General features: G+C 73.8%; 9 protein-coding genes. 5 read left to right on the plus strand and 4 right to left on the minus strand.

All coding sequences use genetic code 11. The features are described 5' to 3' along the window. Positions 1-418: 418 nt before the first annotated feature. Both IG74_RS0106615 and IG74_RS51965 read right to left on the minus strand, forming a co-directional pair. Positions 419-2,566, minus strand: a complete 2,148-nt coding sequence (locus IG74_RS0106615; protein ID WP_078868625.1) for an endo-beta-N-acetylglucosaminidase — start codon at positions 2,564-2,566, stop codon at positions 419-421. A gap of 122 nt (positions 2,567-2,688) precedes the next feature. Further along, entirely contained in the window at positions 2,689-5,343 is a 2,655-nt protein-coding gene (locus IG74_RS51965; protein WP_051854633.1) for a tetratricopeptide repeat protein, read from the minus strand. Between the two features lie 308 nt (positions 5,344-5,651). Between IG74_RS51965 and IG74_RS0106625 the strand changes: the two genes are divergently transcribed. After that, on the plus strand, positions 5,652-5,834 hold the full coding sequence (locus IG74_RS0106625; protein ID WP_030671116.1) for a hypothetical protein: 183 nt from the start codon (positions 5,652-5,654) through the stop codon (positions 5,832-5,834). Between the two features lie 47 nt (positions 5,835-5,881). Here the strand turns inward: IG74_RS0106625 and IG74_RS0106630 are convergent, their stop codons facing one another. Then, complete coding sequence (locus tag IG74_RS0106630) at positions 5,882-6,334, minus strand: GNAT family N-acetyltransferase (RefSeq protein WP_030671119.1); 453 nt, start codon at positions 6,332-6,334, stop codon at positions 5,882-5,884. Positions 6,335-6,500: 166 nt separating this feature from the next. On the opposite strand from IG74_RS0106630, the gene IG74_RS0106635 reads away from it, so the two are divergent. Together IG74_RS0106635 and IG74_RS0106640 are read left to right on the plus strand one after the other, a co-directional pair. After that, complete coding sequence (locus IG74_RS0106635) at positions 6,501-7,454, plus strand: phosphotransferase (RefSeq protein WP_030671122.1); 954 nt, start codon at positions 6,501-6,503, stop codon at positions 7,452-7,454. Positions 7,455-7,619: 165 nt separating this feature from the next. Beyond that, the gene (locus tag IG74_RS0106640; protein ID WP_030671126.1) at positions 7,620-8,642 is read left to right on the plus strand and encodes a helix-turn-helix domain-containing protein; all 1,023 of its coding nucleotides are present in this window, start codon (positions 7,620-7,622) and stop codon (positions 8,640-8,642) included. Here IG74_RS0106640 and IG74_RS0106645 read toward each other — a convergent pair. Then, a complete protein-coding gene (locus IG74_RS0106645) occupies positions 8,632-9,495 on the minus strand; it encodes a LysR family transcriptional regulator (RefSeq protein WP_030671129.1) in 864 nt (287 codons plus the stop codon). The two genes, IG74_RS0106640 and IG74_RS0106645, sit on opposite strands and share 11 nt — an antisense overlap. A gap of 167 nt (positions 9,496-9,662) precedes the next feature. On the opposite strand from IG74_RS0106645, the gene IG74_RS0106650 reads away from it, so the two are divergent. Both IG74_RS0106650 and IG74_RS0106655 read left to right on the plus strand, forming a co-directional pair. Beyond that, entirely contained in the window at positions 9,663-10,262 is a 600-nt protein-coding gene (locus tag IG74_RS0106650) for a short chain dehydrogenase (protein ID WP_030671132.1), read from the plus strand. 233 nt (positions 10,263-10,495) lie between these two features. Then, the gene (locus IG74_RS0106655) at positions 10,496-11,590 is read left to right on the plus strand and encodes a winged helix DNA-binding domain-containing protein (protein WP_030671135.1); all 1,095 of its coding nucleotides are present in this window, start codon (positions 10,496-10,498) and stop codon (positions 11,588-11,590) included. The last annotated feature ends 61 nt before the right edge of the window (positions 11,591-11,651 follow it).

The following is an 11,651-nucleotide window of genomic DNA, read 5'->3' on the forward strand; positions in this document are numbered from 1 at the left end:
GGGCGGACCTCGGACAGCGGCCCCGACCAGCCCGGACAGGCTCCGCCTGTCCGGGACGGCCGGAGGCTCTTGAGCGGCCGATGGCGGGCCGGTGAGTCTGGCACCGGCCCGCACGTCGCGGGAGCAGCCCATGCTGAGAGGGAGGGCGAATGTGCCTGAGAACCAAAGGGATCGCCGCGACCGCGGCCACGGCTCTGGCAGCCATCGGACTCATGCTGCCGGGACCGGCCTCCGCATCCGCCTCCGCAGCCGCGGAGTCGGAGGCCGGTCACCGCCGACACACACCCCTGCCGGGCAGGGGCGACAGCGCCGAGATCGGGGGCCCCGCAGGTGAGGCGGGGACGTCAGCGTGGTGCCGCCGGTCCCAGCAGGGCGACGGGGGCGCGCCGAGGAGCGGACCGTCGGCCTACGGCCACTGCTAGGCCCAGGCGACCCGCGCGGTGGCCGGAGCCGAGCGCGTGCCGTCCGGGGCCACGGCCACCAGGGACAGGGTGGTCGTCGCCTCGTCGCCCTCACGGGTCAGGGACTTGACGTAGTGCACGTCGTCGTAGACCCGCCCGAGCGGCTCCGGAGTCTCGTCCCGGCGCAGCCGCCACACGTCGTAGTACCAGACGCCCGACTCCGCGAGGTCCCAGGCGAGGAAGGCCTCGGCCGTGGCGCGCGCCGCGTCCGGATGGGTCTTCTCCACCGTGAAGCCGGTCGGCCGGGCAGGAGGCTGAGAGGGACCCGGGGGCAGCAGGGCCAGCTCCCCGAGGTTGAGCCGGTACGCGTCCGTGGACGGCGGCGACACCCGCAGGTGCAGCGCCGCGACGGTCCGCCCCCGGAAGGCCTCCAGCGGCAGCGTGACCGTGGTCCAGCCGGAGGCCGCCGCGGGTCCTGCCGCGAGCCACGAGGTGCGGTCCGGGGCGTCCTCGAAGACGAGCCCCAGCTCAAGACCGCTGTCCCGGCTGGGCCGTTCGGTGCGGAACACCAGGCGGGCGCTTTCGCCGCCCGTGACGCGCAGCCGCGTCTTGAAGAGCCGGACGGTGGTGGCGCGTGCGGCCCCGCGCGCCGCGGACACCAGCAGGGAAGAGCCGCCGTCGTACGCCGTCGAAGGGTCGTAGTCGACGGTGGCCGGGGCGCCGTCGCCCTCGCCGCGCGCCCACCACTGCCACGTGGGCAGCACGTCCTGGGCCCCCGCGTTGTTCCACTCCCGGTCGGAGCGGCGTACTCCGTCGAGGAAGAACGCCCGGCCGTGGCCGGTGTTGAAGCGGGTGACGAACGGGAAGGAGCCGATCACCGACCGCTCCGCGATGTAGTGCGCGACGCCGTCCCACTTGCGGTGGTTGTCGGGGTCGTTGGGCCGGCCGTTGTCGGGCCACGGGACGTACTCGGTCCTGCCGGTGCGGGTGGGGTCCTCGTTGGGGCCCGACCAGTAGCGGCGCTCGCGCACGAAGGTGTTCTGCTGTTTGTCCGGGTCGGTGCGGTCGGGGTTGTTCGCCCAGGCCATGTGCGTGCCGAAGAGGGCCCAACTCGTCTGCGCGCGGCCGCCCTCGGGGAAGACGAGCCGGGTGTCGTAGGGCGGGTTGAAGCCGTACTTCTCGTTCTCGGTGCCGAGGTACACCACGTCGTGCACCTTCATGCCGAGCCGCTTCGCGGTCGCGACGGAAGCGGCCACCCGCGAGGCGTTCCAGGCGTAGTTGATGAAGATGCTGTCGTTGACGGCGGTGCCCTGGTGTCGCACCCAGGGGGCGTTGGCGTCGTTGAACTGGTTCTGGTAGGCGAGCTGACCGCTCGTGGTGAGCGAGTCGTACCACTGCATGTGGAAGCCCGTCGGGGCCTTGGCCCGCAGGTACTTCAGGAACGCCATAAGCCGCGTCGCGTCCGCGCGGGATATGGACGCCTCCTGGTTGACGAAGTAGCCGTCGAAACCGAAGTAGTCGGCCATCTCCAGCAGCTTGTCGGCGACGGGGAACGAGCCGTCGGACCGCTGCTCCAGATAGGCGGAGAACGACCCGTTCCGCGGCCAGAACCACCCCGCGAGCGACTTGACGCCGTTGCGGTGCGCGGCGTCGGTGTACGCGGGGTTCGGCAGGTTGATGAGTCCGTGCTCGGGATCGGTGGTGGACGAGCCCGCCACCGGCATGCCGTGCCAGGAGCTGTACAGATCGCTGTACTGCCAGAACCTCAACAGCCTGCGCGCGTACTGGTCGTTGTGGCGGTAGGCCGTGAAGAAGGCGTTGTCGTAGTCGTAGGACATGTTCATCACCTGGGCCTCGGAGGCCAGGGCGGGGCGCGCCTGGGTCGCGGCGAAGGGGGCGATGCGCGAGGCGAGCGGCACCCGCGAGCGGAAGTACCGCGCGTACGGATCCGCATCGGGCGTCCAGGACTTGAGGCCGTCCGCGTTGTAGCCGTGCATGAACGGCTGGTGGGGCGCCCGGGCCCGCCCCTCCTCGGCGGCGAACGCGACCCCGGCCGCCCCGGCGAGCGACACCGTCCCGGCCAGGCCCACCGTCACCCCCGCGGCACCGAGCATCTTCAGGAACGTACGCCGCTCAACGGGAGCTGCCGCCGGTCTGGCTTCCATGGCCGTCTCTCCTCACACCGCAGTGATGACAACGCTGTCAGATCGTGCCTGGCGTTCCTATCGCAGGCTGGGACGGCCGTCAATGAGGGGGTTTGGACGGGTGGTTGGACAATGGTGTGAACTCAGGGAACCAGCGGCCACTCCCACGGGGCGCTCGCGGAGCCGTCCGCTGCCAGGCCGAAGCGCAGGTACGTCTCCTCCTCCGCGCCCCGCAGACGCGCCAGCGAGAGCACGGACGAAGCCACTCGGACGTCGCCGGTGTCGGCGGCCACGAGGTGCAGCCGCTCGGCCTGCGCGCGGTCGCCCGCCGCCTCGCGGAGCCGGGCCAGGGACGACAGGGCCTCCACGTCGGCTTCGGCGTCGACCGCTTGCCGGTAGAGGGCCTCGGCGCCCGCGGCGTCCCCGGCCGCCTCCCGCATCCGGGCCACGTGCCGCAGCGCGTCGAGGTCTCCCGACGCCGCGGCCTTGCGGAAGGACGACTCGGCCTTCTCCAGGTCGCCCGCCTTCTCCCACATGAACGCGCGCAGGAACCAGCCGCGGTGGTCGCCCGCCGCGGCGGCCCGCAGGTAGAGCTGCTCCGCACGGTCCGGCCGACCCGAACGGCCCGTCAGGACGGCCACGTTGATCAACGCCGAGGTGTCTCCCGCATCGGCGAAACGGCGGAGCAGCTGATCCGCTTCGTCCTGCTGCCCGGTCTCCTCCCAGAAGCACACCAGTTGAGGAAGCACGTCGGTGTGCCCGGCGGCGATCGCGCGCCGACAGAGGTCGGCGGCCTCCTGCGGCGAGCCCTCGCGCCGCCGCGACTGCGCCATGAAGACGAGCACGTCGGTGTGGCCCGCCTGGAGGGCCCGCTCGTACCAGGCCCAGGCCTTGCCGGGCTCGCCCGCCCCGTCCCACATCAACCCCGCGTAGGTGAGGGCGTCTTCGACCCCTGCCGCCGAGGCCCGCAGATACAGCTTCTCGGCCTCCTCCCAGCACCAGTCCTCCTCCCACAGCGCCGCCTGGTGGAGGAGACCGTCGGTGTTCCCGGCGTCGACGGCCAGCTGGTAGAGCGTCTCGGCCTCCTCCATGTCGCAGTTGTCCTTCCGCATCTGCCCGAGGCGGATCAGGGCGTACGACTCCCCGGCCGCGGCGGCGGCTTCGTAGAGGCGCACGGCGTGCGCGAACCGGGCCCTCCACCGTGCCGCGTCGCCGAGGCGGAGCAGCTCTTCGGGGTGGGTGAGGTGCTCGCGTGCCGCGTGCCAGAACGAGTCGGGCGGGCAGCGGAACCTGCGGGCGTGGCGGCCGTGGTGCCGGAGGTAGTCCGCGAGGCGTGCCGCGCCGGGGAGCCTTCCCATGCCGGTCGGGTGGGGGACGTCCTGGAGGGGTCTCGTCGTGTGCTTGATCAGGGTGCGGGCACGGGCCAGGGCGTGGCCGAACCAGTCGGGGCGGGCGTGGGCGCGTTCGGCGTCGGTGAGGTAGCCGACGGCCGCCGCTTCGAGGAAGACCAGGGGGAGGGGGCCGGGTGCGCCGAGCCGGTGGGCGTCCATCGCCGCGCTGATCAGGGCGCTGCCGTACGGGCCGTACGGCCCCGCGGGGCGCTCGTAGTGGCGGACGAGGTCCGGCCCCGCGGCGAGCGCCTGGGTGAGCTCGGCGGAACCGGAACCGGAACCGGCACCAGTACGGGCACCAGCACCAGCACCCGTACCGGCACCGGCACCGGCGGCCAAGGCCTCGGTCAGCGACGGGTCATCGGCCGCGGCGGCACGGGCCGCGTCCAGGTCGTCGGCGAACGTCCGCGGCAGGTCCACCCAACGGGCCTGGGCGAGCAGGGTCCGCGCGTGGCGGTGGGCGTCCCTGGAGTGGGTCGCCGGGCGGGTGAGCGCCTCCGCGTGCTCGGGCCACAGCGTGGCGATCACGATGAGCGGGCCCTCGCCGTCGAGCCTGCGGAGCAGCGCGGCCGCCGCGGCCTCGCCGTGGGGGTCGGTGAGGTAGTGCTGGGCCTCGTTGAGCCACAGCACCGTGCGCGGCGGGAGCGCGTCCGCCGCCAGGACGGCGAGGAGGCTGTCGGTGTCGGCAGGGAAGAGCAGGTCGAAGTCCTCCGGGACGGCCTCGCGGAGGGCTTCGTAGGCGGTGCGGGTCTTGCCCGTGCAGGACGGTCCCTGCACCACGGCCAGGATCGGGCGGGCCTCGTCCGTGACGGCGGCGGCGAGGAGGCGGCGCAGGCGTACGTCGTGCTGCCGGGGTACGTAGCGGGGCAGGACGAAGTCGCTGGTGTCGGCTCCCGTCGGGCCGGGGCCGGGGCCGGGGCCGGGGGCGGAGTCGCGGCTGCGGCCACGGCCGGGGATGGCCGGGTGGACTCCCAACCGGCCCGCGGACCAGGCCCGTACCGAGCGAGGACGGTCCGCGAGGTCCGACTGCCGGGCCCGCAGCCCGTCCCGCTCAAGCGCGGCCCGCGCTCGCTGACGCTCCGCCTCAAGCCGGGAGCGCTCGTTCCGGCGCCCCCGCTCGGCCTCGAAGGCAGCGCGCCAACGCTGCTCGTCGAGCAACTCGCCTACGGTGTCGGTGCTCAGGGCGTCGGCCCGAGTCGCCAGGAGCCCCCTGCGGGCCGCCTCCGCCCGTACCTCGTCGAGGACCGCGAGGAGCGGATCGACGCGCTGCGGAAGCTGCCGACCGCCGAGCCACGCACCCGGCGTCCCGTGCGACACCCCGGCGGCCCGGGCGAGCCGGCGGTCCGACGGCTCGCCGCCAAGGCGATGGCGCTTGAGCGCGCCGACCCGGCGCAACCGCGCGAACACATCCTCCAACCGGCCCGCCCCCGCTTGCCGTTGCCGTCACCGACCGGCCGGACCGTCGCGAACGGCCACCACCGGATGCCCGAAGCCTAGGCTCCCCACCAGCGGGAGCGCAGCCCGGCCGACCGATTCCGTGGGGAGGGCTGCCGGACACGCCTCCCGACGCGCAGTGTTCCTTCCGGCCTTTCGGCCTGCCTCCCCTTGGGGGGCCTCAGGGGTCTCAGGGCCTCAGGGGCCTTGAGGACGGCCAACCTCCCGACCGAGCACCGCGAAGCCCCGCGCGACAGGGGCGCCGACGGAAGGACCTCCCGATGTCAGTCACACAACTCCTCGCGCTCCTCCTGGCCTTCTCCGCCGCACTCCACCTCGGTGGCGCCGCCGCCTTCACCGCCTGGCGCGGCGGCACCCCCGTGGCGCACGCCCTCCTTGTCGGCGGCGGAGCCACGGGTAGTGCGTGCGCGCTCTACGTCACCGCGGTGGGCGCCTACCGCTGAGGGACCATCAGCTCCGAGAGGTATGCCGCACGGCCCGCCGCCGTACCTCAGTGGGCGATGGCGAACCGCAGTTCCGGTCGCTCCCAGGTGACCTTCGGCGGCAGCGGGTCAACCGTTCCGACGCGCTCCGCTCCCAGGCGGCGGTAGAACCTCTCGGCCGGGGGGTGGGAGACGACCCGCACGTCGGTCAACCCGGCCTCCGCCGCCCGGCCCTTCATGTGCTCCACCAGGAGACGCCCGACGCCCAACCCCTGCGCGGCGTCCGCCACGAACATCAGGTCCAGCTCCGCGGGATCGAGGACCAGAGCGTAGAAGCCCAGGAGTTGACCGGCCGGGCCGACAGCTGTGAACACCTCGTGCTGAGTTATGTAGTCGGCGGTGACCCGGTAGTCCGAGATCATCGGGGCGTACTGCCCCCGGTACGCACCGGAGCCCTGGACCAAGGCGGTCAGGGGCTCAGCGTCCTGCTCGACCGCGCGTCTGATGGTTGTCACCTGCATCCCCGCAGTATAGGAGTGAATGCCTGGGTTGAGTATTACAGGTCCGCGACGGAGGTCACCCGGAGCCGGAGTGCGTCCGACGGGAACTCGTCGGCGAGGGGCAGGGCGCAGGCGTGGTGGGCGAGTCACCGTTCCCAGCGCCTCGCGGGCGTGGAACGATCGGGCGGTGACGGACTTCATGACGCCGCAGCGCATCGCCCGCCGCACCGCCGCCGCGGTCGACGCGGCCGTCGGGGCGGGACGCGACCTCGGGCTCACCGTGACGGATCCGAGGGTGCTCCACGACCTGTTCTCGGTCGTCGTCCACCTCGCGCCCGCGCCGGTCGTGGCCCGGATCCCCACCGTCCTGCCGCCCGCCACCGGCCTCGATGCCCTGGCCCGGCGCCAGCGCGCGGAACTGGACGTGGCGCGGTGGCTCGCGGACCGGGGCACCCCCGTGATCCCTCCCAGCCCGCTCGTGGCACAGGAGCCGGTGCGGCGCGACGGCCTCTCGATGACCTTCTGGCAGTACGTCGAGGAGGACCGGGGCGCAGAGCCCGACTACGTGGCGAACTCCGAGATCACCGCCGACCTGCACGCGGCGCTGCGTGCCTACCCGGGCCGCCTGTCGTTCCTGTCCGCGGCGGAACCGGAGTTCATCACCGAGAGCCTCGCCCGGCTCGCGGTGCGCCCCGACCTCATCGGCCCTGCCGACCTGGACCGCGCGCTCCGCGAATGGCAGGTCCTGGCGCCTCTCGTGCGCTCACGTGCGGCGTTCGAGGAGGCGTTCCCGGGGATCGACGTCCAGCCCGTCCACGGCGACTCCCCGCCCGCGAACGTCTTCCGCGGCGTGGACGGGCACCGCTACGCCGACTTCGAGCTGATCACGTCGGGCCCCGTCGAATGGGACCTGGCCGCCCTCGGGCCCGGCCTCGCGTCCGCCTACGACCGCGGCGCACGGCACAACGGGATGCGGCCGCTGAACGACGACGTCCTGCGCTTCGTGAACACCGTGTGGATGCTGCGCGCGGTCGCCTCCCTGACGCTCGTGCCGCAACTGCCCGTACTTGAGGGGTACTTGAAGCCCGCTCTCGACCAGTGGCGGACGATGCCGTTCGCCGGGGGCGTGGCGGCCAGGTGACACGCCCCGGCCCGTCCTTGAGGGACCGGCCGTCGGGCCGGAGCGGGCCCCGAATCCGGATGGCCGTCGGCCAATTCGCCGGAGCGCCACCTTGCCTCCCGCGGCGCCTTGAGGAGACTTGGGGTGCGCGCGTGCGGTGACTGGTGACTTTCACGGGGAGGGCCAGTGAGCTTCTCAGTGCTCCACAGCAGTGGCGTACCGCCCGAGCACCGCTTCGACTGGTGGTGCGAAGTGATCAGCCAGGACGTCGCACCCACCCGCATCACCAGCGAGCACACCCGGGACTTCACCGCGGGAGCGGGAGCCATAGGACTGGGCGCCGTCCAGGTGACCACGCTGTCCTTCCCCGCCATCAGATCCGAGCGGACCCCCGCGCTCATCAGGAGGTCCGACCCCGACGTGTACGAGCTGACGCTCAACGCGGGCGGCGACATGTGGATCGCCCAGGCCCGCAACGAAGCCAGGATGCGCGCCGGCGACCTCGGGCTGTGGAACACCTCGCGGCCTTTCGACGCGCGCGGGCTGCACGGGGCGGACGACGGCACCTCCCGCGCCGTCATGGTGCACCTGCCGAGGGCCGAGCTGCCCTTCTCCGACGCGCGCACGGACCAGCTGCTGGCGAGCGCCACCGCGACGGACCGGGGCACGGCCGCGATCTTCGCGCGGTTCCTGCGGCACTTGGTCGAGGAGGCGCCGTCCATGACCGACCAGGAGCGGGCGCGGCTCGGACCGGCCGTGTGGGAACTGGCCGTGGCCTACCTCGCCGACCGGCTCAACGCGCACGACCGCACGCCTCCCGAGGCCCGCACCCGGATGCTGCTGGCCCGCATCGACGCCTTCATCGACGACAACCTGGCCGACCACGCCCTGACGCCGCCCGCCGTCGCGGCCCGGCACCACATCTCCGTACGCGCGCTCCACACCCTCTTCCGGGCACGGGAGCGGACCGTGGCCGCCACGATCCACCACCGCCGTCTGGAACGCTGCCGGGCCGAGTTGGAGGACCCCGCGCTGCACGCCGTTCCGGTGCACGCGATCGGTGCCCGCTGGGGCTTCTGCAGCCCGTCCGCGTTCAGCCGGGCCTTCCTCACCGCGTACGGGGCTCCGCCCGGGGAGTGGCGCCGCCGTGCCGGACAGACGGGCCAGGGCCGCGTCCGCGGCGACCGGCCCGCGGCGCCTAGGCGCTGACCACCTCGCGTACCGCCGCCAGGAACTCCTCCGTGCGGGGGTGCGTGGGGTGGGCCGGGCGGGCGAGGTAGACCGTGGCGGCGGGTGCGTCGTCGATCGGGACGAAGCGCACCCCGGGGTGGCTGTGGCTCTCCGCCGTGCCCGCGGCGCCGACGCCGAACGCGCCGCCCGTGGCGATGAGGTTCAGCCACTCGTCGACGTTGCGCACCTCGACCGTGCGGTGCGGACGCTGCGCCGGAGGCCAGAGGTCCACCGACGCGGTGCCGGTGTCCGGCCACAGGGCCAGCGGCAGCGCAGGGCCCGAGGTGAGCTCCGCGAGACGCACCCGGTCGCGGGCCGCGAGCGGATGGTCGTCGGGCAGCGCGGCTACCCGGTCCTCGGTGTAGAGGGCCTCGGTGCGGATGCGCGGGTCGGCGGGCACGGTGCGCAGCACCGCCACGTCGGTGTCGCCGGTGGCCAGGCCCGCGGTGCTGTTGTCCTGCCGGACGACTTCGAGCGGGGCGTGCGGCTGCCCCCGCCGCCAGGAGCGCAGCAGCGGGACGGTCTGCTGCCCGAGGACCGCGCACGTGTAGCCGAGCCGCAGCGGCCGGTCGACGGCCCGGGTGTCGGCGAGGGCCGCGTCCAGATGGGCGAGGATGGCGCGCCCGTGCCCCAGGAGGGTCGCCCCCGCCGGGGTGAGGTCCAGATGCCGGGACGAGCGGTCCACGAGGCACACCCCCACGCGCGCCTCCAGCTGGGCGAGCGTGCGGGAGAGGGCGGGCTGCGTCATGTGCAGCAGCGCGGCCGCGGCGGTGACGGTGCCTGCCTCGGCGATGGCGGCCAGGGCCTTGAGGTGACGCAGCTCCACATCCATGCGTACGAAGCATAGTCACTGCCCAGACGGCATTTCCGGGCGCGGAGCGCGATCCGTAGCGTCGGCTGCGCCGGGTGAGTCACCCGGCTTCCCTCTGGGGCACTCCCAGGGATACCCCTCCGGTTTCTCCCCGAGGGGTACGTCTTCGAAGCATCGGATGGTGAGCTATGAGGATTCTTCTGGTCGGCGCGGGCGGCACGCTGGGCTCCGCGGTACGCGCGGCGCTCGCGGAGCGCGGCCACGAGGTGATCGGCGTGGGCCGCACGAGCGGTGACCTGATCTGCGACGTCACCGATCCGACGGCGGTGGCACGGCTGTACGCGCAGGCCGGCCCGCTGGACGCGGTGGCCGTCGCGGCGGGCGACGCCGTGTTCAAGCCGCTGGCCGAGCTGGCCGCGGACGACATCGCGGCGACGCTCCGCGGCAAGGCCTTCGGCCAGCTGGAGCTGGTCCGCCAAGGCGCCCGGCACGTGGCCGCGACCGGCTCGTTCACGCTGGTCAGCGGGATCCTCACGGAGGAGCCGATCGTGGCGGGGGCCGCCGCGTCCGCGGCCAACGGCGCGGTCGAGGCCTTCGTGCGCGCCGCCGCCGTCGAGCTGCCGCCACAGCGGATCAACGCGGTGAGCCCGACGGTGGCCGAGGAGTCCCTGCCCGCCTACGGGCCGTTCTTCGCGGGCATGGAGCCCGTCCCCGCGGCGCGCGTGGCGACGGCGTACGTCCGCGCGGTCGAAGGGGCGCAGACAGGGCAGGTGTACCGGGTGCGCTGAGCCGGATCCGGGCGGGTGCGCGTCGAAGGCCCGGGCCGGGCCGAAGGCGGCGGCCCGCCCGGAAGACGCCCGTGAGGAGCGGAGGCACGAGACCCCCGAGTAGCGGACACCACCTGACCGCAACCCCTGGCACTGTGATCACCGACCGCAGGACGCGCGATCCGAAGCGAGGGCGAAGCAGTGAAGTCGTATGCGCACGGCCATGCCGCACACCGGCGCCCGGAGGTGGTCCTGTGACCGTGCTCGACACCCGCGCCCTGGGCCGCGCGACGCTCGCCCGGCAGCTGCTCCTGGACCGCGCCGGCCTGCCGGCCCTCGACGCCGTCGCGCACCTCGGCGGCCTCCAGGCGCAGGAGCCGCAGGAGCCGTTCGTCGGACTCTGGTCACGCCTTCGCGCCTTCGAGCCGGGGGAACTGTCGGACCTGCTCGTCGAGCGGCGCGTGGTGCGCACCCACCTCATGCGCCGCACAGTCCACCTCGTCACCGCCGACGACGCCCTGGCCTGGCGGTCCCGGCACGACGCGATGCTGCGCCAGAAGGTGCTCGGCGTCTACCGCGCCGAGCTCGACGGGGTGGACCTCGACGAACTCGCCGCGGCGGGCCGGAAAACGCTGGCCGACGGCGAGCCCCGCACCATGGCCGAGCTCACGCGCGCGGTCGCCGACCGCTGGCCGGACACACCGCCGCGCGCGCTGGGGGAGATGCTGATCGCCGGACTCGTGCCGATGGTCCAGGTGCCGCCGCGCGGCCTGTGGCGCACCAAGGGCGGCGTGCGCAACCTCCCGCTCGCCACCTGGCTGGGACGCGAGATCGCCCCGCCGTCCCCGGCGGGCTCCGATCCGGTCGGCCAGAGCCTCGTACGACGCTATCTCGCCGCCTTCGGCCCGGCCGCCACGGCCGACCTGCGCGCCTGGAGCGGCGTCGCGGGCCTTCCGGCCGCGGTGGCCGCCGTCCGCGGGGAACTCGTCGCCTTCCGCGACGAGCGGGGCCGCGAACTGCTCGACCTGCCCGACGCGCCGCGCCCGGACCCCGACACGCCCGCGCCGGTGCGGTTCCTGCCCGCGTTCGACAACGCGATCCTCGGCTACCAGGACCGCGGCCGGATCATCGACGACGACCACCGCGGTCTTTCGGTCGCCGGTGCCCGCGTCGTCCTGCTCGACGGCCGGGTCGCGGCGACGTGGACCGTGGACGACGACACCGTGACGGTCGCCCCGCTGCGCCGCCTCTCGCGCGCCGAACACACCGCCGTCACCGAGGAGGGCAGCGCCCTGTCGGCGTTCCTCTCGGACCACGACAGCGAGCGCGTACGCATCGCGACACGCTGAGCGCGGTGGCCGCGCCCGCCGGGAAAACGCGGTGCGGGCGCTGCCTCGGCTTGCTACGGTC

It is taken from the genome of Streptomyces sp. NRRL B-1347, assembly GCF_000720325.1.
Taxonomy (GTDB): Bacteria; Actinomycetota; Actinomycetes; order Streptomycetales; family Streptomycetaceae; genus Streptomyces.